Source organism: Tsukamurella sp. M9C, from assembly GCF_020169415.1.
In the GTDB taxonomy this organism is placed as follows: Bacteria; Actinomycetota; Actinomycetes; order Mycobacteriales; family Mycobacteriaceae; genus Tsukamurella.
Window position 1 is genome coordinate 19,679 of the sequence record NZ_JAIULG010000029.1, and the last position, 26,061, is coordinate 45,739.

A 26,061-nucleotide genomic window follows, 5' to 3' on the forward strand; every position below is an offset into this window, starting at 1 on the left:
GTCGGGCCGCGCGTTCTTCACTGTACGTCCGCGGAGCCACGGATTCCAGCTTTTCTGGAATTATTCTAGAAATACCTGAAAGTCGAGGTGAAACGGCCTATCGGTGCGGTAGGAAACCCCTATCGACGGGTCTGTGGCGATGCCCGGGGCGTCAGTCGCGCGTGCGCGGAAAGGCCGCGCCGATGGCGTCCAGGAGGGCGGGGTAGCGCTTCGCCTCCGGGTGGCCGCCCGGCTTGCCACTCGATACCACCGCGGCCGCCAGGTCCCGCTGCGGGTCGGCCCACATCGCGATCTCGGTGAGCCCGGTGTGCCCGAAGGCGGCCGGGGCGTGCCGGCCGAACGGGCCGAACCGCTCCGAGCCCAGCATGTACCCGGTGCCCCACCGCAGGGGCGCGCCGCCGGTCGCGAAGTCGGGGCGCAGTCGGCGCGCCTGCCGGGTCGCCGCCGCGAGCGTCTCGGGCCGCAGCACGCGGACCCCGTCGAGTTCCCCGCCCCGCCGGAGGATCTCGGCGAACCGGGAGAGCTCCTGCGCGTTCGAGACCAGGTTCGACGACGGCACGATCCCGGTGAGGAACTGCGGCGAGTTCGACATCGGCACGATCTGCTGCATGGTGCCGCCCACCACCTTCCGGAAGGCGGCCTCGATCGCGGGCGGCGCGGGCCTGCCGGTCGCGTAACTCAGCCCGACGGCGGGAAGGTCCTCGGGCGCGACCCCGAAGTTGGTCCACCGGAAGCCCAGCGGGCCGAGGATCTCCGTGGCGGCGATCTCCCGGATCGTGCGCCCCGTGGCGGCCAGCACCAGCTCGCGGACCAGCGGCCCCCAGGTCAGCGCGTGGTAGAAGTGCAGCCGACCGGGGGAGTAGACGGGCTTGATCCCGGCGAGCATCGCCCGGGTGTACGCGCTGTCCTCGGACCGCCTGAGGTCCGGCTTGGGCCCGGTGTTGATCGGGATGCCCGCGCTGTGGGTCAGCACGTGCCGCACCGTGATCCGGTCCTTGCCGTCGCTGGTGAACTCCGGCATGTAGTCGCACACGCGGGCCTCGATGTCGAGGTCGCCGCGCTCGATCAGGCGGTGCAGCACGGTGACCGCCACGCCCTTGGCCGTGGAGTAGGTGCAGAACGGGGTGTCGACGGTGACCGGCACCGGCTCCGTCGCCTCGTCGCGGTTGGAGGGCAGGTCGGGGCCGTTACCGCGGGCGTGGCCGATGGCCCGGTTCAGAACCACGTTGCCGCGGTGCCGGACGCACACCTGGATCGCGGGCTGCATGCCCGCCGCGTACCAGGACCGGGCGGCGAGCCAGATCCGCTCCACGGCGCGCGGATCCGCGCCGGAGTGGTCCTCGATACCCACGTCCGTGATCGCGTCCAGGTCGCGCGGGACGCGGATGCGGCCCTCCTCGGGTGCGGGTGCGGGGGCGGCCGGCACGGTGTCGCTGCTCACGGGACGAGCCTACGGATAGATTGGCGCGGTGACCCGCCCCAGCACCGCTCTCAAGCTCGCCTACGCCGCGCTCGCGGTGGTCGACACCGCCCTGTCGGCCTCGCCGAGGCCCGCGCACCACCACGCCCGGCGGTTCACCAAGCCGCTGCTCCTGCCGACGCTCGCCGCGTCGTTCGCGACCGATCCGCGGGCGCGGCGCTCGCCCCTGCGCCGGAGCGCCCTGGCCGGGCAGGCCGCGGGGTGGGTGGGCGACGTGGCGCTGCTCGGCGACGAGCCGAAGCACTTCGCCTTGGGCGCGAGCGCCTTCGCGACGGGCCACGCCGCCTACATCCGCGGGCTGCTGGCGCAGCGCGATCCCGACGCCTCGCTCGCGCGTCCCGCCGCCGTCGGCGCCGCCTGGGCCGTCGGCGCGCCGCGGACCCTGCTCGCCGCGTACCGGACCGAGCCCTTCCTGGCCCCGGTGCTCGCGGGCTACTCCGCGCTGCTCAGCGGCACGGCGGCGGCCGCAACGGTGCTCGGCCCGCAGATCCCCGGGGACGCCCGGCGCGCCACCCTCGCGGGCGCGGGCCTGTTCCTGCTCAGCGACTCGATCCTCGGGCTGCGCAAGTTCGTCCTCGCCGACCCGCCCGCGTGGCTCGAGGGCGCCGTCATGGCGACCTACACCGGCGCGCAGTTCCTACTCGCGGAAGGCGCGGCGCGCGCCGGGGTACCGGCGGCGGAATCCGCGCTGCCCGGGGCTTGACCCTCACACCGTGTCAGCCGACAGAGTGGAGACCGTGACCGACACCCCGGACCTCGTGCCCATCGGCAGGTTCTCCTCGCTCAGCCGGATCAGCGTGCGGATGCTGCGCCACTACGACGCCCACGGCGTCCTGGTGCCCGCGGACGTCGACGCCGTGACCGGCTACCGCCGGTACGCGCCGGCGCAGCTCGCGGAGGCCGCGGCGATCCGCCGGCTGCGCGACGTGGGATTCGGCGTGTCCGCCATCGGGGCCCTGCTGGCCGTCCGCGGGACCGAGGCGTTCGACGAGGCCCTGCGCGCGCAGCGTCTCGACCTCGCCGCGGCCGCCGAGGACTCCGTGGCGCGGCTCCGCCTCATCGACACGCTGATCCGGGAGCCCACCATGACCGACACCGTCGCCCTCACCGCCCTGCCCGCCCGCACGCTCGTGCACCTGCGCGGCACCGTCCCCGACTACGCCGGGGAGGGCGAGCTCTGGGAGCGCTTCCTCCCCGAAGTGCAGGCCCAGGACATCGCCCCCGCGGGCCCGGGTGGCTGCATCGAGCACGACGACGAGTTCCGCGAGTCCGACGTCGACGAGTCCGTGTTCTTCGAGGTGCCCGCCGGCACTACCGCCGCGGCGCCGCTCGCCGTCTTCGAGGCGCCGGCGGGCCGCGCCGTCGAGGCCGTCGTCGACGGGCCCTACGCGCAGGCGATCCCGCGGGCGCACGAGCTGATCGGCGCGTACGTCGCCGAGCACGGCCTGGCGCTCGCGCGCACCGTCGACGATCCGGCGACGCACCACTTCAACGTGTACCTCAACGATCCGTGCGCGGTGCCGGAGGCCGAACTGCGGACCCGCGTCGTGGTGCCGGTGCGGTAGCTCAGTGGGACGCGGGGGCGCCGCGGAGCTTGCCGATCACGTGCACGATCGCGACCACCACGGCGCCCACCGCCAGCCCGAACAGGGCGGAGCCGAGGGTGTTGGCGAGCCAGCCCACGACCGAGCCGATCGACGGGATCAGGTCGTGCGCCCAGGTCTCGAAGTGGTGCACCACGGAGTAGGGCCAGTGCCAGCCCAGGTCGTCGAGGCCGACCAGCAGGATGTGGCCGCCGACCCAGCACATGGCGACGATGCCGACGTTCGCGAGCACGCTGAGCACCACCGGCATCGCCTTGACCATCGCGGTGCCGACCTTGCGGCTGAACTCGGACGGGCGCTGCGCGAGCGCGAGGCCCACGTCGTCCATCTTCACGATCGCCGCGACCACCCCGTAGACCAGCGCGGTGATGAGGATCGCCACCACCACGAGGATCAGCGCCCGCGACCAGATCGACTCGCTCGCGACCTCGTTCATCGCGATCACCATGATCTCGGCGGACAGGATGAAGTCGGTGCGGATGGCGCCGGCGACGACGGTGTCCTCGTCGACCTCGCCCGTGGACGACGAGGGCTCCTCGACGTCCCCGTGGCCGCTGAGCTTCTCCCAGATCTTCTCGGCGCCCTCGTAGCAGAGGTAGGTGCCGCCGAGCATGAGGATCGGGGTCAGGGCCCACGGGGCGAGCCAGCTCAGCAGCAGGATCGCGGGGAGGATGAAGATCAGCTTGTTGCGCAGCGAGCCCTTCGCGATGCGCGCGACGATGCTCAGCTCGCGCTCGGGCTTGATGCCCTGCACGTACCGCGGCGTGACCGCGGTGTCGTCGACGACGACGCCCGCGGCCTTGACGCTCGCACGCCCCGCGGCGGCGGCCACGTCGTCGACCGACGCGGCGGCGAGCCGCGCGAGAGCGGCGATGTCGTCGAGCAGGGCAGCGAGTCCTCCGGCCATGGCGACAGCGTAATCGGGGAGGGCCGCGCGCGTTTGCCGGACTGCCGTCGCGGGCTGTCGGGGTGAGGGAGGATAATGGGGGAACCGTTACATGGAGACTGACAGAGCAGTTCGTACAGAGTCGACCGACCAAGACATTCGGGAGAAGCAAACACACATGAGTGCGCAGCAGCAGACCATCATCTACACGCTGACCGACGAGGCCCCACTTCTGGCCACCGCGTCGTTCCTGCCGATCATCCGCGCCTTCGCCGGGCCCGCCGGCATCGACGTGCAGACGAGCGACATCTCGGTCGCGGCGCGCATTCTGGCGACCTTCCCCGAGCGCCTCACCGACGAGCAGAAGGTGCCGGACAACCTGGCCACGCTCGGCGCGCTCACCCTCGAGCCGACCGCGAACATCATCAAGCTCCCGAACATCAGCGCCTCGGTGCCCCAGCTGCTGGCCGCGATCGCGGAGCTGCAGGGCAAGGGCTACGACATCCCCGACCTGCCGTCGGAGCCCAAGACCGACGAGGAGCGCGACATCGCGACGCGCTACTCCACGATCCTCGGCAGCGCCGTGAACCCGGTCCTGCGCCAGGGCAACTCGGACCGCCGCGCCCCGCGCGCGGTCAAGGAGTACGCCCGCAAGAACCCGCACAGCATGGGCGAGTGGTCGATGGCCTCGCGCAGCCACGTCGCGCACATGAAGCACGGCGACTTCTATCACGGCGAGAAGTCCACGACGCTCGACCGCGAGCGCGACCTGCGGATGGAGCTCGTCACGGCCGACGGCCAGACCCACGTGCTCAAGGACAGCGTGAAGCTCGGCGCCGGCGACGTCATGGACTCGATGTTCATGAGCAAGAAGGCGCTGCTCGAGTTCTACGAGGAGCAGATGCAGGACGCCTACGAGACCGGCGTCATGTTCTCGCTGCACGTCAAGGCCACCATGATGAAGGTCTCGCACCCCATCGTCTTCGGCCACGCCGTCAAGGTCTTCTACAAGGACGCCTTCGCCAAGCACCAGGACCTCTTCGACGAGCTGGGCGTCAACGTCAACAACGGCCTCGGCGACCTCTACGACAAGATCGCCACGCTGCCGGCCAGCAAGCACGAGGAGATCGTCAAGGACCTGCACGCCTGCCACGAGCATCGCCCGGAGCTGGCGATGGTCGACTCGGCGCGCGGCATCTCCAACTTCCACTCGCCCTCCGACGTCATCGTCGACGCCTCGATGCCCGCCATGATCCGCGCCGGCGGCAAGATGTACGGCGCCGACGGCCGCACCAAGGACACCAAGGCCGTGATGCCGGAGTCCACCTTCGCGCGCATCTACCAGGAGATCATCAACTTCTGTAAGACCAACGGCGCCTTCGATCCGCGCACCATGGGCACGGTCCCCAACGTCGGCCTGATGGCGCAGAAGGCGGAGGAGTACGGCAGCCACGACAAGACCTTCGAGGTCCCGGCCGCCGGCACCGCGAACATCGTCGACAACGCCACCGGCGAGGTCGTGCTCTCCCAGGAGGTCGAGGAGGGCGACATCTGGCGCATGTGCACCGTGAAGGACGCCCCGATCCGCGACTGGATCAAGCTGGCCGTCAACCGTGCCCGCAACTCCGGTACGCCGGTGCTGTTCTGGCTGGACCCGTACCGCCCGCACGAGAACGAGCTCATCAAGGCGGTCAAGGCCGAACTGAAGAACTACGACACCGAGGGCCTCGACATCCAGGTCATGTCGCAGGTGCGCGCCATGCGGTACACCCTCGAGCGCGCGATGCGCGGCCTCGACACCATCGCCGCGACGGGCAACATCCTGCGCGACTACCTCACCGACCTGTTCCCGATCCTCGAGCTCGGCACGTCGGCGAAGATGCTCTCGATCGTCCCGCTCATGGCGGGCGGCGGCATGTACGAGACCGGCGCCGGCGGCTCGGCGCCCAAGCACGTCAAGCAGCTCACGGAGGAGAACCACCTCCGCTGGGATTCGCTGGGCGAGTTCCTCGCGCTCGCGGTGAGCTTCGAGGACATGGGCATCAAGAACGAGAACGCCGCCGCGAAGGTCCTCGCGACCACATTGGACGCCGCCACCGGCAAGCTGCTGGAGAACAACAAGGCGCCGTCGCGCAGCACCGGCGAGCTGGACAACCGCGGCAGCCAGTTCTACCTGGCCCTGTACTGGGCGCAGGAGCTGGCCGCGCAGACCGAGAACCCGGAGCTGGCCGCGAAGTTCGCGCCGCTGGCGAAGGCGCTCTCCGAGCACGAGTCCACCATCGTGGAGGAGCTGCGCGCGGTCCAGGGCGAGCCCGCCGACATCGGCGGCTACTACTACCCGGACCCGGAGAAGATGTCGAAGGTGATGCGTCCCAGCGCCACCTTCAACGCGGACCTGGAGTCGCTGGACTCCTGATCGATCCCGCTGGAACGGGCATCGCCGACTCCGGTCGGCGGTGCCCGTTCCGCTATTGCGGGACGGGTGCGGCCAGCGCGACGACCATGTCGGCGACGGTGTCCAGGTCGGCGGCGGAGCGCGCCGGGTCGGGATGCGCCACGTGCTGCAGGATCAGGCCGTCGACGGCTGCGAGGATCACGCGGGCGAGCCGGTCCAGGGGCACGGCGCTGGTCTCGTGGGCGCGGTCGGCCGCCTCGGCGCACCACTGCCGCACGGCCTCGGTGTAGCGCGCGTACTGGATCCGCGCGAGGTCCTCGAGACCCGGGGTGCGGAGCGCGTGGGTCACCAGCTCGTACTGCAGCACCTGGAGCTCGCGCTCGTCCGTCACGAGTGCCGACCAGAAGTTGCGCATGCCGTTGCGGATCGCGTGCGCCAGCCCCGCGTCGGTCTCGGCCGTGCGCCGGAGCACGTCGGAGATGTCGTCGACGACGCGCTCGATGACGGCCTGGAGCAACTGCTGCTTGCTCGGGAAGACGTGCTGCAGCGTGCCCAGCGGGATCCCGGCCTCGGCGGCAACCGCGCGCAGGCTCGTCTTGGCGACCCCGTCGCGGATCAGGACCGCTCGCGCTGCCGCGACGATCTGCGGGCCGCGCACCGCGGACTCGACGTAGGGCATCCGGCCTCCGGTTCCAAGGGGTGGGTACTCAGCAAAGCACACCGGATTCCGGTCGAGGCCTCGACACAGGGGTGTGGCTCGGCTTACAGTACGTGAACCAAGTCATACAACTGACTGACATGAGGGAGTGGGACATGACGGATGTGGACGTGATCGTGGTGGGCGCCGGTCTGGCGGGCCTCTCGGCAGCGCGGCGCCTGACGGCCGAGGGGAGGTCGGTGCGGGTGCTCGAGGCGCGGGATCGCGTCGCCGGCCGCAACCACGGTGGCTTCCTCAGCAACGGGACGCCCGTCGAGCTGGGCGGGCAGTGGATCGGCCCCGACCAGACGGCGGCGCTCGACCTCGTGGCCGATCTCGGGCTGGAGACCTTCCCCTCCTACGACGACGGCGACGCGATCACCGTCGTCGACGGGCGCGCCGTCCGGTACGCCGACGAGTCTTTCGGCCTGGACGAGGAGTCCCTCGCCGAGGTCGGGCGGCTGTGGGTGGTCATCGAGACGCTCGCGGCCGGCGTCGATCCCGCCGCGCCGTGGGAGGCCGACGGGGCCGCCGATCTGGACCGGCACAACGTCGACACCTGGGTGAGCGCGAACACCGGGAACGCGATGGCCCGCAGCTTCTTCCGAATCATCGTGCCGGCCGTCTTCTCCGCGGAGACCGCCGAGCTCTCGTTCCTGCACTTCCTCGCCTACATCCGCTCGGGGACGAGCCTGGCGATGCTGCTCACCACCCGCACGGGCGCGCAGGACTCCCGCGTGGTCGGCGGCACCCACCTGATCTCGGAGCGGATGGCGGCCGACTTGGGGGAGTCGGTCCGGTTGGGCGCCGTGGTCCGCACGATCACGCAGGACGACGCGGGCGTCACCGTCGTCTACGAGAACGCCGACGGTTCGCCGGGCGGCTCGGTCACGGCGGACGAGGTGATCGTGGCGATCCCGCCGACCCTGGCCGGCCGCATCCGCTACCTGCCGGCCCTGCCCTCGGCGCGCGACGGCCTCACGCAGCAGATCCCCGCCGGCTCGGTGATCAAGGTGCAGGTCGGCTACGACCGCCCCTTCTGGCGCGAGGACGGGCTCAGCGGCTTCGTCATCAGCCTCGACGACGCCTTCAACGTGGTCCTCGACAACTCGCCGCAGGACGCGAGCTGCGGCGTGCTCGTCGGCTTCCTCGAGGGCGCCCACGCCCGCACGGCGGAGCGGCTCAGTCCTGCCGAGCGCCGCGAGCTGGTGCTCGGCGCGCTGGTGAAGTACTTCGGGCCCGAGGCCGCGGCCCCCTTCGACTACGTCGAGATGGACTGGTGCGCGGAGGAGTTCAGCCGCGGCTGTTACGGCGGGCGGCTCGGCTGCGGGGTGTGGACGCAGTACGGCCACGCGCTCGCCGCACCCGTCGGGCGGATCCACTGGGCGGGCGCGGAGACCGCGAGCCGGTGGAACGGCTACATGGACGGCGCGATCCGCTCCGGCCGGCGCGCCGCCGAGGAGGTTCTGGCCCCGCGGGCCTGACGGCTCAGAGGAAGCGCTTCGACTGCCCGTCGACGAAGGACATGAGCCGCTGATAGCCCGAGCCGGTGACCCGGACCAACAGGTCCAGTGCCACCGCGTCGGGGCCGATGAGGATGCGGCCGTGGTTCTTCTGCACGCCCTTGAGGATGGTGCGCGCCGCGGCGTCGGCCTCGGTGCGCGCGAGGTGCTGGTTGAAGAAGTCCGCGAACGAGGCCTGATCCTGGCCTTCGGCGACGGTCGCGTTGTTGCAGATGTCGGTCTTGATACCGCCGGGGTGCACGCAGCTGACGCCGACGTTGTGTCCGCTCGCGAGCATCTCGATCCGGAGGGCCTCGGTGAAGCCGCGCACCGCGAACTTGGCGGCGTTGTAGGCGCTCTGGCCGCCCACGCCGAACAGGCCGAAGATCGAACTGGTGTTGGCGATGTGGCCGTCGCCGGAGGCGATCAGGTGCGGCAGGAAGGCCTTGGAGCTGTTGACCACGCCCCAGAAGTCGACGTCCATCAGGCGGTCGTAGTCCTTGAAGGAGGTCTTCTCGACGCTCGCGTGGTGCGCGATGCCCGCGTTGTTGAAGACGAGGTTGACCACGCCGTAGTGCTCGGCGACCTCGTCCGCGTAGGCGAGGATCTGCTCGCGCTCGCCGACGTTGACGACCTTGGTGTGGACGTCCGCGCCCAGGGCGCGCGCGTCGTCCGCGGTCTTCTCGAGGCCGACGGCGTCGTAGTCGCACAGCGAGAGCTTCGCGCCCTGTCGCGCCAGTTCGAGCGCGAGCTCGCGGCCCATGCCGGAGGCGACGCCGGTGACGACGGCGACCTTGCCGTGGAAGTCCTTCATACGATTACTCCTGGTTCTCCATGACCCGCGCGAGGAACGCGGCGGCGTCGTCGGCGGCCGCGTACACGGTGCCGAAATGGTCGGTGGGATAGAGCTTCAGCGTGACCGGCTGCCGGTGCAGGGTCAGTGCCGCGGCCAGCGACAGTCCGGACGCGACCGGTACGTCGATGTCGGTGAGGCCGTGGCCGAGGAAGATCGGCCGGTCGTACCCCTGCGTCGGCGTGCCCATGTGCGCGTGCAGGGCGTCGTAGATCCCGGGGATGCTGCGCAGCGGCGCGGTCACCCAGGTGCTGATCCGCGCGCCGCGCACCGCCTCCCGGGTGTCGTACAGGCTCAGCCGTTCGGCGAGGCCCACGATCCGTCGGCCCTCGTCGCTGAGCAGGGCGTCGATCCCGAGGTCGGGCCGGGCGTCGCGGATCCCGGCCAGGATGTACGCCGCGTAGACGTTGGTCAGCGGCGGCAGCGTGATCGGCGGGAAGGAGGGCCGCAGGAACTGCGCCACCCGCTCGATGTTCGCGGGAGTACCGGTCGCCACCGTCCCGCGCAGGTCGAGGTCGTAGCCCGCGCCGAACTCGGCGGCGTAGCGGGCGCCGTTCATGGCCGCCCCCGCGCCTTGCGACTGGCCGACGAGGGCCCACCGTCGGGCCAGCGGCAGCCCCAGCTGCCGCGCGGCCTGCACCGAGTCGATCAGGTTGTGCGCCTCGACCTTCCCGTTGAGATAGCTCATCAGGCCGGGCGTGCCCATGCCCGCGTAGTCGGTGGCGACCACCGCATAGCCGTGCCGCAGCCAGTGCCCCAGGTAGAACTGCTGTCGCTCGGACTGGGGTTGGGCCGACGGGGTCGCGTCGTCGCACAGTCCGACGGTGCCGTGCGCCCAGGCCACCACGGGCCATCCGGCCGCGGGCGCGTCCCCGTCGGGCAGGAACAGGGACGCGGTGCTCACGGCGTCCCCGCGCTGGTTGGTGGTCGAGTAGAGGAACCGGTACGCCTGCGACGCCTCGTCGAGGCCGAGCCCCGCGGCGAGCGGCACCCGGTCGATCGGCGTGCCGGCGGGCAGCGCGGGGCCGGAGTAAGCGCGCGCGTCGAGGCCCGACCAGTTCGGTGGGCCGATGGCGGTGACGGGGTCGGGTGTCGCGAGGCCGCGGAGCAGGCCGCCGACGCGGCTGGTCAGCGCGCGCGGCAGGGCGGACGGCGTGATCGGCACCACGCCAACCTAACAGTCGCGCGCAGTGTCCGCCGTCGGGCGTCGGGGGATCGCGAGCGAGCAGGCGACGGCCACCGCGCAGACGGCGAGGCAGAGCAGGATCGTCTCCGTGTACGCGCCGGCCGAGGGCGTTTCGACGGGGCCGGCCGGGGTCGCGGTGACGACCGTGCCGCCGGTCAGGACCATGGCGACGACGGCGGTGGCCATCGAGGTGCCGACCGAGCGCATCAGCGCGTTGACGCCGTTCGCCTCGCCCGTCTGCTCGACCGGGACCACCGCCATGATCAGGGCGGGCATCGCCGAATAGGCGATGCCGAGGCCCGCCCCGACCAGCGCGCTCGACGCCAGGATCCAGACCCAGCCCACGGGCCACGGCCCGGCGATCGCCAGCAGAAGCACCAGGTAGCCCCCGGCGATGACCACGGCGCCCACAGCGAGCGAGATCCGGGCGCCGCGCCGGTCCGTGATCCACGAGCTGACCCGGGAGAAGGCGAACATGACCAGGCCGCTCGGCATGAGGACGAGGCTCGCCTCGACCATCCCGAGGCCCAGCCCGGCGGGCGTCTGCTCCGGCGCCATGAGCACCTGGATCGGCATCATCTGCATCGCGTAGAACGCGAATCCGGTGGCGATCGACGCGGCGTTGGTGAGCAGGATCGGCCGGTACAGCAGCGTGCGCACGTCGATGAGGGCGTTGGGGATGCGCAGCTCGTACCGCCACCAGGCGGCGCCCGTGACCAGGAAGGCGGCGAACAGGCCGAGCGTCAGCGGGTCGGTCCAGCCCCACTCGGACGCCTTGGAGAGGGGGAGCAGGACGAACGTCAGGACCGCGGTGAGGCCGACGGTGCCGATAGCGTCGAAGCTGCCGCCGGGGTCGGCGGGGCCCTCCGGGACCGACCGCAGGATCGCGGCGCCACAGGCCACTGCCGCGAGCGTGCACGCCCAGAACAGGGCGTGCCAGCTGACGTGCCGCGCGATCGAGGCGGCGAAGGGCAGCCCCAGGGCGCCGCCGACGCCCAGGGAGGCGCTCATGGTGCCCACCGCGGAGCCGAGCCGCACCGCCGGGACGATGTCGCGCAGGATGCTGATGCCGACGGCGATCGCGCCGATGCCGAGCCCCTGCAGGCCACGGCCGATCAGGAACGTCAGGAAGGCCGTCGAGAGGGCGCACACCGTCGAGCCCAGCGCGACCGCGGCCATGGTGCCCAGCAGCACGCGGCGCTTGCCGAACATGTCGCCGAGGCGCCCTGCGATGGGCGTGCCCACCGCGCCGACGAGCAGTGTGATCGTCAGGGTCCACGACGCATTTGTCGGCGACGTGCCGAGCATCCCCGGCAACTGGGGGATCAGCGGCACGATGATCGTCTGCATGAGCGCGACCACGATCCCCGCGGCGCACAGCACGGCGACCGCGGTGCGGGGGTATGACTCGGACAGGGTCGTGCCTTCGTGATCGGCGGTGGGCAGGTAGCAATCCTAACAATGCGGCGCGCGGCACCCGCACGTCGAGCGGGTCGGCGGCGGGTGCCGTGCTCAGGGGTCAGTCGCGCCGCTCGAGGTCCGCGTGGCCGGCGTACCGGGCGGCCGGCTCGGCCAGGGTTCGGCGCAGGTGCAGGAACAGCTCGCGGGCGGGCGCGCCGGGCCAGTCGGCGGGCAGCGCCTCGGCGGGAAGGCCCGGATCCCGATAGGGCAGGTCGCGCCACGCCGTGACCAGACGGAGGTGATCGGCGAAGGCCTCGGCGTCCGTGCCCGGCGCGGCGTCCCAGCGTTCCCGCACGGGCACGAACTCCGCGAGGAAGCCGCGGTACTCCTCGGCGACGGCGTCCAGGTCCCACCACTGCGCGGCCTCCGCCCGGAGGCGGTCGATGCTCGGCGGGTGCAAGTCGAACCACTCGACGTAGCCGTCGAGCTCGAGCCGGGCCAGCCGCGCGCGGGCCTCCTCGCCGATGCCCGACGGTGCGATGTAGACGCTGGCCCCGACGACGCCGAAGCCCATCTCGCCCAGCGTCTTCTTCAGCAGGACGCGGCGGGCGCGCTGCGATTCGGGCACCGAGAAGACCACCAGCGACCACGCGGCCGTGGGGTCGTAGGGGTGGTCGCCGAAGATCCGGCTGTCGCCGGCTTCGAAGGCCGCGGCCCGCCGCCCCGCTAGGTGGTAGTGCCCCGCCTCGGCGGCGTCGAGGAGGCCCCGGGACTTCATCCGGGAGACGCTGGAGCGCACGGACTGCTCGTCCGGTCCGGCGGTCCCGATCAGGGCGATGATCTGGGAGATGGGGAGCGGCTCCGCCCCGCGGCCGTAGAGCCCGAAGAGCGAGACGATCAGATCGCGGACCAGCGGCTGCGGTCGAGCGGCGTCGGTCATCGTCCCTCCTCGGTGCCGTGCGGCGCGCGGCCGGCTCCCCGCGACGTTACCCCCGTGCGCCCGATCCGATCTCGGCGATGCCCGCGATCTCGATGAGCGCCTCGGGCTGCCACAGCTCGCTGATGCCGATGCCCGCCATGGCGGGGTAGTGGTCGCCGGCGAGCTCGCGCCAGACGCGGCCGATCTCCTTGCCGTTGCGCTGGTAGTCCTGCACATCGGTCAGGTAGATGGTGACCGACACCAGGTCGTCCGGCGTCCCGCCGGCCTCGGCCACCGTCGCGAGCACGTTGGAGAAGGCGCGCCGGAACTGTTCGACGATGCCGCCCGGCACGATCGCGCCCTCGGCGTCCATGGCGGTCTGCCCGCCGAGGTGGAGCGTGTTCCCGACGCGCGTGCCGTGGGCGAAGCCACGGGGGACGGCGAGCTGCGGGGGATTGACGGTGACCTTGGCGGACATGGGGTTCCTTTCGTGCAGAGGCGGATCGGTGCTGGATCGGGGTCTGGTCCCCGGATGTGATCCGTGCTACATTCAGCCTATCTGACGGACGTCAGAATCGCTACATACGACTTCGGAGGCTCTCCCATGAGGCTCGCAACCCATCAGCTCGGCGACCGGACGGTCGCCACGGCCGACGCCGGATCCGGCCCCCGGTGCACCGGCGCCGCCAGCGTCGACGACTTGCTGCGCCGGGACGACTGGCGCGCCGTCGCCCGGCGCGCCGCGGCCGACGGTGAGCCGCTCCCGCCGTCGGCCCGCCCGCTGCAGCCGGTCCTGAGCCCCGGCAAGGTGCTGTGCTGCGGGCTCAACTACCGCGCGCACATCGAGGAGATGGGTCGCGGCGTGCCCGAGGAGCCCACCTTCTTCGCGAAGTGGGCCGACACCCTCGTCGGCCCGGACGCCGACGTCGTGCTCGATGCCGGCGACACCGAGAAGCTGGACTGGGAGGCCGAGCTCGCCGTCGTGGTCGGCGCCGACCTGCGCCGGGCCTCCGTCGACGAGTGCGCGGCGGCGATCGCCGGGTACACCGTCAGCAACGACGTCTCGCTGCGGGACCGGCAGTGGGCCACCACCCAATGGCTCTCCGGGAAGGCCTGGGACGCGACCACGCCCGTCGGGCCGGCCGTGGTCACCGCCGACGCCTTCGATCCCGCCGAGCACACCGTGACCTGCCGCGTCGACGGGGAGACCGTGCAGCGGGCGCCGCTCGACGACCTGCTGTTCTCCGCCGCCGAACTGCTGCACCACGCCGCGCGCTTCACCCGCCTGCGCCCCGGCGACCTGATCCTCACCGGCACCCCGGCCGGGGTGGGCGCGGGCCGCGAACCGCAGCGCTTCCTCACCGACGGCCAGGTCCTCGAGACGGAGATCTCGGGGATCGGCCTCCTGCGCAACACCATCCGCATCACAGCCTGACCGCACCCATCACCACGAAAGGCGAAGCCCCATGACCGACCAGATCGTCGACCCCGCACTCCTACCCACCGGCGACGTCCCCGTCGTCACCCGGCACGGCGCGGAGAGCACCGACACCGCGCAGTCCGGCGACTGCATCCGGGTCTCCGGCGTCAGCATCCAGCACACCCCCGCCACGAAGATCTGGTACGGCCAGGTCCGCAACAAGCCCGGCTACCGCTCGCTCCCGCACCACCACGGCGAGGCCGAGACCGGCGGCTACGTGCTCTCCGGCCACGGCCGGATCTACTACGGCGAGGACTACGCCCAGTACACCGACATGACCGAGGGCGACTGGGTCTTCGTGCCGCCCTACATGCCCCACGTCGAGGCGAACATGTCCGTCACCGACGACCTCGTCTGGCTGACCTGCCGCACGCCGGAGAACATCGTCGTCAACCTCGACGACGTCGAGGACGCCGCGCTCGAGGGGTACCGCCGCGCATGACCACCGTCGACGAATTCCACAGCAACGTGGCCGATTCCGCCCGCTTCCTCGACGCGGTGCGCCTCACCGAGACCGGCGACGCCCCGGACGGCCACCGGGTCTTCACCGCCACCACCCAGTACGTGCCCTGGCCCAAGGCCTACGGCGGCGACCTGGTGGCGCAGGCCGTGGCCGCGGCGTGCGCCACCGTCGAGGGCAAGACCGTGCACTCGGCCCACAGCTACTTCCTCCGCCCCGCCGAGATCGGCGGCGACGTGCGCTACGAGGTCGAGATCCTGCGCGACGGAAGGGGCTACGCCACGCGTCACGTCCGCGGCCTGCAGAACGGGAAGGTGATCTACACCTGCTACGCCTCCTTCGCCGCGGGAGCCGAAGGCACGGAGATCCCCGGCGCTCCGCTCGTGGGCGAGGTGGCGGCGACCGGACTCGCGGGCGTCCCCGACCCGGAGAGCCTGCCGAGCTCCGCTCAGGCTCTCGTCGGCCGCGACGGCGCCGACGCCGACTACTGGTCGCACGGCCGCAGTTTCGAGATGCGGCACGTCCCGGACCCGATCTACCTCCCCGGCGACCGGGACCGCGTCCCGCGCCAGGCGGTGTGGATCAAGGCCTTCTCGGAGCTCCCGGAGGAGCAGACCGTGCACGACATCGCGCTCGCGTACTGCTGTGACTACACGATCCTCGAGCCCTCGCTGCGGGCGCTGGGTGCGTCGTGGTCCGACGAGGGACTGCGGACCGCGAGCCTGGATCACGCGATGTGGTTCCACCGCCCGGCGCGGCTGGACGACTGGGTCCTCTACTCGCAGGAGTCGCTGAACGTCGGCTCCTCCCGCGGCCTCAACACGGGCCGCTTCCACGACCGCAAGGGCACCCACCTGGCCACCGTGTGCCAGGAGGGCCTGCTCGCGCAGTGACGGAAGGCCGACGATGATCCTGTCTCCCAGCGCCCACGAGGACACCTTCGCCCGCGACCATCTGCCGCCGGCGGAGCAGTGGCCGACGCTCGAGTTCACCCTGCCCGAGCTCCAGTACCCCGACCGCCTCAACGCCGCGGTGGCACTCATCGACGAGGGAGCGGAGCGGTTCGGAGAGCGGCCCGCGATCCGGACGCCCGAGGGCTTCCTGTGGACCTACAGGGAGCTGCGCGCCGCCTCGGACCGGGTCGCGCAGGTCCTCGTCGACGAGCTCGGCGTGCGGCCCGGGAACCGGGTGCTGCTGCGCGAGGGCAACACGCCGTGGCTCGTGGCCGCCTGGCTCGGCGCTCTCAAGGCGGGCGCGGTTCTCGTGACGACGATGCCCATGCTCCGCTCCGGCGAACTCGTCGACCTCCTGGAGCGGACCGCGCCCGCGGTCTGCCTCAGTGGCGCGGCGGCCGCACCCGACCTGTGGGAGGCGCTGGAGCGCACCGGCTCCGGCGCCGCCCTGGTGCTGATCGGCGGCGACGACCCGGACCGGCTCGAGGAGCGCGCCGCACGTCGGGACGGCGTCTTCACCCCCGTCGCGACTGCCGCGGACGATGTCGCGCTGCTCTGCCCGACCTCGGGGAGCACCGGCCGGCCCAAGATCACCATGCACTTCCACCGCGACGTCCTGGCCAACGCGGACACCTTCGCCCGGCACGTGCTCCGCCCGGGGCCGGAGGATGTCTTCGCGGGATCGCCGCCGCTCGCCTTCACCTTCGGCCTCGGCGGGCTGGTCGTGTTCCCGCTGCGCTTCGGCGCGAGCACGGTGCTCACCGAGCGGGCCACCCCGGCGCGGCTCGCGGAGGTCGTCGCCGAGCGGGGCGTGACCGTCCTGTTCACCGCGCCCACGGCGTACCGCGCGATCATCCGCGGCGGCGGCGCGGAACTGCTCCGCGGGGTCCGTGTCGGCGTCTCCGCCGGCGAGCACCTGTCGGAGGAGACCTTCGACCTGGTGCGGGAGGAGTGCGGCATCGAGCTGGTCAACGGCATCGGCTGCACCGAGCTGCTGCACGTCTTCCTCTCCACCGCGCCCGGCCGCACCGCCGCCGGAGCCCTCGGCGTCCCCGTGCCCGGCTTCCGCGCGACGGTGCTGGGCCCCGACGACGAGGAGGTCGGCCCGGACGTCCCGGGGCGGCTGGCCGTCGTCGGGCCCACGGGCTGCCGCTACCTCGACGACGCCCGGCAGCTCGGTTACGTGGTGGACGGCTGGAACGTCACCGGCGACACCGTCGTCCGCGACGCCGACGGCGTGTTCCGCTTCCAGGCGCGCTCCGATTCGATGATCGTCTCGTCCGGCTACAACATCGGCGGCCCCGAGGTCGAGGCGGCGATCTGCGCCGACGACGCCGTCGTTGAGGCCGCGGTCGTCGGCAGGCCCGACACCGAGCGCGGCGCCGTCGTCTGCGCCTTCGTCGTGCTCCGCGCGGGGGAGGACACCGGCCCCGCGATGGTGCGGCGCATCCAGGACGGCGTGAAGTCCCGCCTGGCGCCGTACAAGTACCCGCGCGACGTCCGCTTCGTGGACGCGCTGCCGCGCAACCCCTCCGGAAAGCTCCAGCACTTCCGGCTCCGAGATCAACTGGCCCGCGAGGCCGACGCCGCGGTCCGCGGCTGATCCGCCAACCTCAGCACGAAGGACTTGAGACATGAAGATCGCAGTGATCGGCGGCGGCCCCGGCGGCCTCTACTTCTCCGCCCTGATGAAACAGCTCGACCCGGATCACCGGATCACGGTGTTCGAGCGGAACCGGGCCGAGGACACCTTCGGCTTCGGCGTCGTCTTCTCCGACGAGACCCTCGGCGGCATCGAGAACGCCGACCCGGTCATCTACGGGCAGATGGAGTCCCACTTCGCCCGGTGGACCGACATCGACGTGCACTACCGGGGCGAGTGGAACACCGTGGGCGGCCAGGGCTTCGCCGCCATGAACCGGCACGACCTGCTCGCCCTCCTGCAGCGCCGCTGCCTCGACCTCGACGTGGACGTGCGGTTCGCGACACCGGCGCCCGACGTCGAGGAGCTGATGGCGACGCACGACCTCGTCCTCGCGGCCGACGGTCTCAACTCCGCGGCGCGGACCCGGTTCGCCGAGGGCTTCGAGCCCGACCTGGACCGGCGCCGCTGCAAGTACATGTGGCTCGGCACCGACAAGGTCTTCGAGGCCTTCACGTTCATCGTTGAGGACACCGAGTGGGGCACCATGCAGATCCACGGCTACCCCTACTCCGACCAGGGCAGCACCTTCATCGTCGAGATGGCCGAGGACGTCTGGCTCCGAGCGGGATTCGACGCCACCGCGGACCGCGCCTTCGCACCCGGCGAGAACGACGACGCCGCGATCGCCCGGATTGCCGAGATCTTCGCGCCCTATCTCGGCGACGGCCGGATCCTCGCGAACAACTCGCAGTGGATCACCTTCACCACGGTCCGCAACACCAGCTGGGTGCACCGGAACCTGGTGCTGCTCGGGGACGCCGCGCACACCGCGCACTTCTCCATCGGCTCCGGCACCAAGCTCGCGATGGAGGACGCACTGTCGTTGGCGGCGTGCCTGCACGAGAACGGCGACCTGGGCACCGCGCTCAAGGTCTACGAAGTGGAGCGGCGGCCCGTCGTCGAGTCGACGCAGCGCGCGGCGCAGGCCTCCCTGGAATGGTTCGAGACCATCGGCAGCTACCGCGAGCAGGAGCAGGTGCAGTTCACCTTCAACCTGCTCACCCGCAGCCGCCGGATCACCTTCGACAACCTCCGGCTCCGCGACGCGGACTTCGCCGACCGGGTCATGCGCTCGTTCGGCGCCGGAACCGGCGCCGGGCCCGAGACCCCGGCGATGTTCCACCCGGTCACCATCGGCGACCTGCGGCTGAAGAACCGGATCGTGGTCTCGCCCATGGACATGTACTCCGCCGTCGACGGCCTGCCGAACGACTTCCACGTGATGCACCTCGGCTCGAAGGCGCTCGGCGGCGCCGGCCTGGTGATGACCGAGATGGTCTGCGTTTCCGCCGACGGCCGGATCACGCCCGGCTGCACCGGCCTCTACACCGACGAGCAGCGCGAGGGATGGCGCCGCGTCGTCGACGCCGTCCACGCGTACTCCGGCGCGAAGATCGGCCTGCAGCTCGGCCATTCGGGCCGCAAGGGCTCGACGAAACTCATGTGGGAGGGGATCGACGATCCGCTCGACGCCGACAACTGGGAGGTCATGGCACCGTCGGCGCTGCCCTACGGCCCGGACAGCGCGGTGCCCCGGGAGATGACGCGTGCCGACATGGACCGCGTCGTCGGGGAGTTCGCCGACGCCGCCCGCCGCGGCGCCGAGGCGGGCTTCGACCTGCTCGAGTTCCACGCCGGCCACGGCTACCTGATCTCCTCGTTCCTCTCGCCGATCTCGAACACCCGCACCGACGAGTACGGCGGTTCCGTCGAGAATCGGCTGCGCTTCCCGCTGGAGGTGTTCGACGCCGTCCGCGCCGCCTGGCCCGCCGACCGGCCGGTCTCCGTGCGCCTGTCGGCCACGGACTGGATCCCGGACGGCAACGACATCGACGAGGCGTTGGAGATCGCCCGCGCCTTCTGCGAGCACGGCGTCGACCTCGTCGACGTCTCCACCGGCCAGGTCGCCAAGCACGAACGGCCCGCCTTCGGGCGGAGCTACCAGACCCCGTACGCGGACCGCATCCGCAATGAGGTCGCCGGTCCCGCCGGCGTGAAGGTGGTCGCCGTCGGCGCGATCTCGTCCTACGACGACGTCAACTCGATCCTGCTCGCGGGCCGCGCCGATCTCTGCGCCCTCGGCCGCGCTCACCTGTATGACCCGCAGTGGACGCTGCACGCCGCGGCCGACCAGAAGTACGCCGGGCCCGGGGCCGAGTGGCCGGATCAGTTCCGCGCGGGCAACCGCAAGCCGCCCAGCGCTCGCACCGACGCCGTGCGCCCGCGCCTCGCGCTGCTGCGCGACGAGGAGCCCGAGCTCGCCGCGCACGTGCGGTGGACCCCGTGATCCCCGCCGCGGTGACCCGCCGAGTCCTGCTGTGCTGCTGGATCGCGATCCTCGCCGAGGGCTACGACGTCGGCGTCTTCGGCGCCGTGGTGCCGGGCCTGCTCGCCTACGAGCCCTGGTCGCTCAGCGCGGTCGAGATCGGCGGCCTCGCGGCGTGGTCGCTGGTGGGCATGCTCATCGGCGCCACCACGATCGGCGTGCTGGCCGACCGGGTCGGGCGGAAGAACATGCTGCTCGTCGCCGTGGCGCTGTGCGCGCTGCCGCAGCTCGGCGTCGCGCTGGCGCCCAGCCGCGAGGTCCTCGGGCTGTTCCGGTTCGTCGGCGGGCTCGGCCTCGGCGGCGTCATCCCGATCGCCGCCGCCTACACCATCGAGTTCTCGCCGCCGGCCAAGAAGTCGAGGAACTACGGGATCATGTACTCCGGCTACTCGTTGGGGATCATGCTCGCGGCGCTGGTCGCCGTGCTGTCCCTCGACGCCCTCGGCTGGCGCTGGGTGATGGGCCTCGGTTTCGGCGCCGTGATCCTGGTGCCGATCCTCGCGGTCGCGCTGCCGCAGTCGATCGAGCAGCTCGCGGCGAGCGGGCAGACCGACCGCGCCGCCGCGGAGGCCCGCAGGCTGGGCATCGAACCGCCGCCGCCGGCGGTTCCGGCCGCAGCGCGCGCCGAGCGGGGGGAGCGGGAGGGCTTCCTCGATGCGCTCCGGGTCGTCTTCTCCCCGCGGTACCGAGTGGCAACCGCCTGCTTCTGGCTGGCCCTGTTCTGCGGCCTGCTGCTGGTGTACGGGCTCAACACGTGGCTGCCGCAGATCATGCGCAAGGCCGGCTACGACCTCGGCTCGTCGCTGATGTTCCTGCTCGTCTTCTCGCTCGCCTCCGCGATCGGCGGGATCGTCGTCGGACTGCTCGCCGATCGGCGGGGCCAGAAGCCGGTCCTCGTGGTCTGTTACGCGGTCGGCGCGCTCGGCATCCTCGCCCTGATGTTCCGCGGCCCGATGGTGGTCAACTACCTCCTGGTGGGCATCGCGGGGATCGGCTCCATCTCGACCTCGCTGGTGCTCACCGGCTGGGTGGCGCACTACTACCCGGCCCGGATCCGCGCCGCGGCGACCGGGATGGCGCTGTCCTTCGCGCGCGTCGGCGCCATCGTGGGGCCGATCGTGGGCGGGTTCATCGCAGGGGCAGGCTTCGGCTACCGCGCCAACTTCGTCTTCTTCGCCGTCGTCGGCGGCATCGCCGCGCTCGCGGTGGCCGCGCTCCCGCTCCTGCGGGGCGAATCCGACGGGGCCCCGGAGCCGGAGGAGAGCGTCACCGCCCGGACCTGACCCGCGTGCGTACGGAAACGGCGGCGTCCCCGGTGGGGCGCCGCCGTTCCGGTGTGTTCGGAGGTCAGTCCTCGACGAGGGCGAGGACGCGGGCGGGGGAGCCGGTGCCGCCGACGATCGGCAGCGGCGAGACCACGATCACCGCGCCCTGGGGCGGCAACTGCGCGAGGTTCCGCAGGCTCGTCAGGCCGTACTTGTCCGCGCCGAGCAGGAAGTTGTGCGCGGGGAAGGGCGGCTCCAGCATCGCCGCATTGCCCGCGTCGATGCCCACCGTCTCCACGCCGAAGCCGGAGATCGGGACCTCCTCGGCCAACCACCGCGCGCAGGCCGCGGAGACGCCGGGGGTGTGCGAGCCGTTCTCGTCGAGGTTGAGGAAGCGCTCGCGGTCGCCGCCGTACTGATCCCAGCCCGTGCGCAGCAGGAGCCACACGCCCTCCGGGATCGCCCCGTGCTCGGCGATCCAGCCCTGCACGTCGGCGACGTCGAGCAGCCAGTCCGGATCGGCCGCGGCGCGGTCGGCGAAGTCCATCACGCACGCCGGACCGACGAGGCGCCCGGGCGGCAGCTGGCTGACGTCGGCGCCGTCACGGCCCGTGATCCAGTGGCACGGGGCGTCCACGTGCGTGCCGATGTGCTCGCCGGTGTGGATGTTGTTGTGCTGCCAGGCCGGCGCCGTCGGCTCGAACGCGGCGACCCGCTCCAGGCTGAAGTCGATGAGGTTCACGAAGGGCTCGGGCAGGCGCAGCGTCGGGGTGTCCGCCGAGAGCGGCGTGGTCAGGTCGAGCACCCGGATCCTCCCGCCCGCGAGGGCGGTGGCGAGTTCGGTGAGCATGGGTCCTCTTCTCCCCGGCACGGGCCGGTGTCGGCTGAGCGGCCGCGCGGGCCGCACCGTCGGAAAGCGGCGGCTGCGCCCGACGGTAGGACGCGCCGAACGGCCCGGCTATCCAGATCGCGACCGCCCGCTGTCCCGATCGGCGCGGGCACCGCGCGGGCTCTTCAACCCGTCCCGGAGCGAGGCTAGCGTGGGATGCATCACACGGCCCGTGATACGTGGAAGGCAGGTCGGGGCATGGCGGAACGCTCCTTTGCGAAAGAAGTCCTCAAGCTGCGCCAGGAACCGGGGACCCGGTTCGAGGGCGAGGGGATCCTGGCGGTGACGAAGGCGCTGCTGCAGTCCGGCGTCGCGTACGTCGGCGGCTACCAGGGGGCGCCGATCAGCCACCTGATGGACGTCCTCGGCGATGCCCGCGAGATCCTCGACGAGTACGGCGTGTACTTCGAGAACAGTGCCTCGGAGGCGACCGCCGCGGCGATGCTCGCCGCCTCGGTGCACTACCCGCTGCGCGGCGCGATCACCTTCAAGTCGACGGTGGGCACCAACGTCGCCTCCGACGCGCTGGCCAACCTCGCCAGCGGCGGCGTCACCGGCGGCGCGCTCATCATCGTCGGCGAGGACTACGGCGAGGGCAGCTCGATCATGCAGGAGCGCTCCCACGCCTTCGCGATGAAATCGCAGATGTGGCTGCTGGATCCGCGGCCCGACCACACCGCCATCGTGGACGCGGTGGAGCACGGCTTCGCGCTGTCCGAGGCGTCGAACACCCCGGTCATGCTGGAGCTGCGGCTGCGCTCGTGCCACCTGCACGGCACCTTCACGACGAGGGAGAACCGGCGGCCGCAGATGACCGTCGAGCAGGCGATGGAGAACCCGAAGCGCGACGTCAGTCGGATCGTGCTGCCGCCCGCGAGTTTCCAGCACGAGCAGGAGAAGATCGCCCACCGCTGGCCCGCGGCCGTCCAGTACATCCGCGAGCACGGCCTCAACGAGACCTTCGGCCCGGCGGACGGCAAGGTCGGCCTCATCGTGCAGGGCGGCCTCTACAACACCCTCAACCGCGCGCTGGAACTCCTCGGCTGCTCGGACGCCTTCGGCGACACCGCGGTCCCGCTCTACGTCATGAACGTGACGTACCCGGTGATCGACGAGGAGATCGTCGAGTTCTGCGCCGACAAGGACGCGGTCCTGCTCCTCGAGGAGGGGCAGCCCGACTACATCGAGCAGAACCTCAACGCGATCCTGCGCCGCAACGGCCTCGACACCGCGCTGCACGGCAAGGACGTGCTGCCGAAGGCGGGGGAGTACACCCCGATCGCCGTCACGAAGGGCGCCGCCGAGTTCCTCGGCCGGTACGCCCCCGAGCTGGTCACCGGCGATCCCGCGGTGCTCCTCCCGGCGGGCGACCCGCGCAGCCCGTTCACCGAGCGGGTCGACGGCCGCGCCGTCCAGCCCCGCCCGCCCGGCCTGTGCACCGGCTGCCCGGAGCGGCCGATCTTCTCCGCGCTCAAGCTCGCCGAGCGCGAGACCGGCGTGGAGCATCACGTGAGCGCGGACATCGGCTGCCACCTGTTCGCCATCAACGAACCCTTCAACCTGGGTGCCACGACGATGGGCTACGGCCTCGGCTCCGCCGGTGGCGCCGCGCTGAGCAGCAAGGACGCCGGCCGGCGCGGCGTCGCCGTGATGGGCGACGGCGGCTTCTGGCACAACGGCCTCACCTCCGGCGTCGGCAACGCCGTCTTCAACGAGTCCGACCAGCTCCTGGTGGTGGTGGACAACGCTTACGCGGCCGCCACCGGCGGCCAGGACCTGCTCTCCTCCCGCGCGATCCTGCCCGACCGCAGCACCAACAACCCGATCGAACGGGCGGTGCGCGGCGTCGGCGTGAAGTGGGCGAAGACGATGCCCGACACCTTCGACGTCGCGAAGATGCGCGACGTCTTCGTCGACGCCCTGACCAGCAAGAAGAAGGGCCCCAAGGTCATCGTCGCGCAGAGCGAGTGTCAGCTGAACAAGCAGCGTCGCGAGAAGCCGGAACGGGCCGCGGCGGTCAAGGCCGGCAAGCGCGTCGTCACCCAGCGGTTCGGCGTCGACCCGGAGACCTGCACGGGCGATCACGCCTGCATGCGGATCTCCGGCTGCCCGTCGCTGACCATCGCGCCCAACCCCGACCCCATGCGGACCGACCCCGTCGCCGCGGTCACCGACACTTGCGTCGGCTGCGGTGTGTGCGGCAACAACGCGCACGCGGCGGCCCTCTGCCCGTCGTTCTACCGCACGGACGTCGTCACCAATCCCACCCGCGTCGACCGGATCCGCGACCGCGTGCGCGGCGCCGTGTCCGAGCGCCTCGGTCGCGGCCTCGAGGGCCGCGCGGCCCGCTTCGAATCCACGGAGGCCTTCTCATGACCTGGACCCAGGGGCAACGGCCCATCACCGTCGCGGTACTCGCCATGGGCGGCGAGGGCGGTGGCGTCCTCGCCGACTGGATCGTCTCGCTCGGCGAGGACGAGGGCTGGACCGCGCAGAACACCTCCGTCGCCGGCGTCGCCCAGCGCACCGGAGCCACTGTCTACTACGCCGAGCTCTTCCCGCCGGACGTCACGCACCGCAGCGGGACCGGGCGCGCCCGCGAGACGCCGATCCTCTCGCTCATGCCCACGCCCGGCGAGGTCGATGTGCTCATCGCGTCCGAGCTCATGGAGGCCGGCCGTGCGGTGCAGCGCGGCTTCGTCACCCCGGACCGCACCACCCTCATCGCCTCACTCAATCGGGTCTACTCGATCCTCGAGAAGTCCACGCTCGACGACGGCCGGGTCGACTCGGCGGCTCTGCTCGACGGTGCCGCCTCCGCGGCGAAGACCCTCGTCTCCGGTGATTTCGCGACGCTCGCCCGCGACAACGGCAGCGTGATCAGCGCGGCGCTGTTCGGCGCCCTCGCGGGCAGCGGCGCCCTGCCCTTCCCGCGCGAGGACTTCGAGGAGGCGATCCGCAAGGGCGGCAAGGGTGTCGAGACCTCGCTCGCGGCGTTCGCCGCCGGGTACGAGCGGGCGCGGCAGAGCCTCGCGGAGGACGCCGCCCGGGCGCAGGCCCCCGCCCCGGCGCCGTCCGGCAGTGCTCCCGTGCCGCTGACCCTGCAGGTGCGGCGGCCGAAGACGCCCGAGGAGCTCAAGGCCGACCGCGAGACCGAGCGCAACGAGATCGCGGCGCGCGCACCGGAATCGCTCGTCGGTCCCGCGCTCGCCGACCGGGCCCGCCGGGTCGCGCGGTCCTTCCCGCCGGCCGCCGCGTCGATGCTGCTGCACGGGCTCGAGCGCACCGCCGTCTACCAGGACCTCGCCTACGCGGACCGCTACCTCGACCGCGTCGCGCGGATCAGCGCCCTCGATCCGGACCACGAGGGGCAGGCCCGGCTCACCGTGGAGGCGGCGCGGCACATCGCGCTGTGGATGAGCTACCAGGACACGGTGCACGTCGCGCTGCAGAAGGTGCGCGGCCGGCGCATGGACCGCGTGCGCGCCGAGGTGCGGCCCGGCGACGAGCAGGTCATGCGGGTCCACGAGTACCTGCACCCGCAGGTCGACGAGATCACCGACACGATGCCCACCGCCCTGGGCCGCGCGCTCGAGCACAACCGGGCCTTCGCCAAGGCCGTCGATACGGTGTGCCACCGCGGCTTCATCATCAACACCACCTCGGTCTGGGGCTACGCCACACTCTCCACCCTCGCCCGGATGCGGCCGCTGCGGCCGCGGTCCCTGCGGTTCGGCCGCGAGCAGGTCTTCATCGACACCTGGCTCGACACCGTGACCTCGGTGGGCCGCACCGATCCCGCGCTCGCGACCGAGGTGATCGTCGCCGCGCGGGTCCTCAAGGGCTACGGGCAGACCCACGCCCACGGCGTCGACAGCTTCGGCCTGCTGATGGAGGGGCTGGAACTGGTGCGCGGGCTGCCCGACGCCGCCGAGCGGATGCGGCGCCTGGTGGACGCCGCGGTGGCCGACGAGGACGGCGGGAAGCTCCGCGACGGCCTCGCCGCCCTGCGCCGCACCGCGGCGTAGGGTTCGGCGCCGCTTCGCCGGTCGTGCGGGGC

21 protein-coding genes are annotated in these 26,061 nt (G+C 71.9%); 12 read left to right on the forward strand and 9 right to left on the reverse strand.

The window, feature by feature from the left end:
* Nucleotides 1-151: 151 nt before the first annotated feature.
* Nucleotides 152-1,441, reverse strand: coding sequence for a beta-lactamase family protein (locus tag LB823_RS14680; RefSeq protein ID WP_224647973.1), 1,290 nt, complete (start codon nt 1,439-1,441; stop codon nt 152-154).
* Nucleotides 1,442-1,469: 28 nt separating this feature from the next.
* Here LB823_RS14680 and LB823_RS14685 point away from each other — a divergent pair, with 28 nt between their 5' ends.
* Together LB823_RS14685 and LB823_RS24105 are read left to right on the forward strand one after the other, a co-directional pair.
* A complete protein-coding gene (locus LB823_RS14685; RefSeq protein ID WP_224647974.1) occupies nt 1,470-2,183 on the forward strand; it encodes a lysoplasmalogenase in 714 nt (237 codons plus the stop codon).
* A gap of 34 nt (nt 2,184-2,217) precedes the next feature.
* Complete coding sequence (locus LB823_RS24105) at nt 2,218-3,045, forward strand: GyrI-like domain-containing protein (protein WP_224647975.1); 828 nt, start codon at nt 2,218-2,220, stop codon at nt 3,043-3,045.
* 1 nt (nt 3,046) lies between these two features.
* Here LB823_RS24105 and LB823_RS14695 read toward each other — a convergent pair whose 3' ends face one another.
* Entirely contained in the window at nt 3,047-3,991 is a 945-nt protein-coding gene (locus LB823_RS14695; RefSeq protein ID WP_224647976.1) for a DUF808 domain-containing protein, read from the reverse strand.
* 157 nt (nt 3,992-4,148) lie between these two features.
* Here LB823_RS14695 and LB823_RS14700 point away from each other — a divergent pair, with 157 nt between their 5' ends.
* Nucleotides 4,149-6,386, forward strand: coding sequence for an NADP-dependent isocitrate dehydrogenase (locus tag LB823_RS14700; RefSeq protein WP_224647977.1), 2,238 nt, complete (start codon nt 4,149-4,151; stop codon nt 6,384-6,386).
* 52 nt (nt 6,387-6,438) lie between these two features.
* Here the strand turns inward: LB823_RS14700 and LB823_RS14705 are convergent, their stop codons facing one another.
* The gene (locus LB823_RS14705) at nt 6,439-7,044 is read right to left on the reverse strand and encodes a TetR/AcrR family transcriptional regulator (protein WP_224647978.1); all 606 of its coding nucleotides are present in this window, start codon (nt 7,042-7,044) and stop codon (nt 6,439-6,441) included.
* A 134-nt stretch (nt 7,045-7,178) separates the two neighbouring features.
* On the opposite strand from LB823_RS14705, the gene LB823_RS14710 reads away from it, so the two are divergent.
* Nucleotides 7,179-8,546 (forward strand): flavin monoamine oxidase family protein, encoded by a 1,368-nt coding sequence (locus LB823_RS14710; RefSeq protein ID WP_224647979.1) that lies wholly within the window; start codon nt 7,179-7,181, stop codon nt 8,544-8,546.
* Between the two features lie 4 nt (nt 8,547-8,550).
* On the opposite strand, the gene LB823_RS14715 is transcribed toward LB823_RS14710, so the two are convergent.
* The 5 genes from LB823_RS14715 to LB823_RS14735 all read right to left on the reverse strand — a co-directional run bounded on the left by LB823_RS14715 (nt 8,551) and on the right by LB823_RS14735 (nt 13,401).
* Nucleotides 8,551-9,378 (reverse strand): SDR family oxidoreductase, encoded by an 828-nt coding sequence (locus LB823_RS14715; protein WP_224647980.1) that lies wholly within the window; start codon nt 9,376-9,378, stop codon nt 8,551-8,553.
* A gap of 4 nt (nt 9,379-9,382) precedes the next feature.
* Entirely contained in the window at nt 9,383-10,582 is a 1,200-nt protein-coding gene (locus LB823_RS14720) for a lipase family protein (protein WP_224647981.1), read from the reverse strand.
* Nucleotides 10,583-10,591: 9 nt separating this feature from the next.
* Nucleotides 10,592-11,986: an MFS transporter gene (locus LB823_RS14725; protein WP_308011457.1), complete on the reverse strand. Its 1,395-nt coding sequence runs from the start codon at nt 11,984-11,986 to the stop codon at nt 10,592-10,594.
* A 136-nt stretch (nt 11,987-12,122) separates the two neighbouring features.
* Nucleotides 12,123-12,944 (reverse strand): PaaX family transcriptional regulator C-terminal domain-containing protein, encoded by an 822-nt coding sequence (locus LB823_RS14730; protein ID WP_224647982.1) that lies wholly within the window; start codon nt 12,942-12,944, stop codon nt 12,123-12,125.
* Nucleotides 12,945-12,990: 46 nt separating this feature from the next.
* Nucleotides 12,991-13,401 (reverse strand): RidA family protein, encoded by a 411-nt coding sequence (locus LB823_RS14735; RefSeq protein ID WP_224647983.1) that lies wholly within the window; start codon nt 13,399-13,401, stop codon nt 12,991-12,993.
* 126 nt (nt 13,402-13,527) lie between these two features.
* Between LB823_RS14735 and LB823_RS14740 the strand changes: the two genes are divergently transcribed.
* From LB823_RS14740 to LB823_RS14765, 6 genes are read left to right on the forward strand one after another with little or no spacing between them, the layout of a single operon-like run.
* Entirely contained in the window at nt 13,528-14,358 is an 831-nt protein-coding gene (locus LB823_RS14740; RefSeq protein WP_224647984.1) for a fumarylacetoacetate hydrolase family protein, read from the forward strand.
* Nucleotides 14,359-14,389: 31 nt separating this feature from the next.
* Nucleotides 14,390-14,845, forward strand: coding sequence for a cupin domain-containing protein (locus LB823_RS14745; RefSeq protein ID WP_224647985.1), 456 nt, complete (start codon nt 14,390-14,392; stop codon nt 14,843-14,845).
* A complete protein-coding gene (locus LB823_RS14750; protein ID WP_224647986.1) occupies nt 14,842-15,756 on the forward strand; it encodes an acyl-CoA thioesterase II in 915 nt (304 codons plus the stop codon). Before LB823_RS14745 ends, LB823_RS14750 begins: the two co-directional genes overlap by 4 nt.
* Before the next feature lie 13 nt (nt 15,757-15,769).
* Nucleotides 15,770-17,419, forward strand: a complete 1,650-nt coding sequence (locus LB823_RS14755) for an AMP-binding protein (protein WP_224647987.1) — start codon at nt 15,770-15,772, stop codon at nt 17,417-17,419.
* Between the two features lie 31 nt (nt 17,420-17,450).
* Nucleotides 17,451-19,808, forward strand: a complete 2,358-nt coding sequence (locus LB823_RS14760; protein WP_224647988.1) for a bifunctional salicylyl-CoA 5-hydroxylase/oxidoreductase — start codon at nt 17,451-17,453, stop codon at nt 19,806-19,808.
* Nucleotides 19,805-21,130, forward strand: coding sequence for an MFS transporter (locus tag LB823_RS14765; protein ID WP_224647989.1), 1,326 nt, complete (start codon nt 19,805-19,807; stop codon nt 21,128-21,130). Before LB823_RS14760 ends, LB823_RS14765 begins: the two co-directional genes overlap by 4 nt.
* A 64-nt stretch (nt 21,131-21,194) precedes the next feature.
* Here the strand turns inward: LB823_RS14765 and LB823_RS14770 are convergent, their stop codons facing one another.
* Complete coding sequence (locus tag LB823_RS14770) at nt 21,195-21,962, reverse strand: cyclase family protein (protein WP_224647990.1); 768 nt, start codon at nt 21,960-21,962, stop codon at nt 21,195-21,197.
* Between the two features lie 237 nt (nt 21,963-22,199).
* On the opposite strand from LB823_RS14770, the gene LB823_RS14775 reads away from it, so the two are divergent.
* Both LB823_RS14775 and LB823_RS14780 read left to right on the forward strand, forming a co-directional pair.
* Nucleotides 22,200-24,377: an indolepyruvate ferredoxin oxidoreductase subunit alpha gene (locus LB823_RS14775; RefSeq protein ID WP_224647991.1), complete on the forward strand. Its 2,178-nt coding sequence runs from the start codon at nt 22,200-22,202 to the stop codon at nt 24,375-24,377.
* On the forward strand, nt 24,374-26,029 hold the full coding sequence (locus tag LB823_RS14780) for an indolepyruvate oxidoreductase subunit beta family protein (RefSeq protein WP_224647992.1): 1,656 nt from the start codon (nt 24,374-24,376) through the stop codon (nt 26,027-26,029). Before LB823_RS14775 ends, LB823_RS14780 begins: the two co-directional genes overlap by 4 nt.
* Nucleotides 26,030-26,061 lie beyond the last annotated feature (32 nt).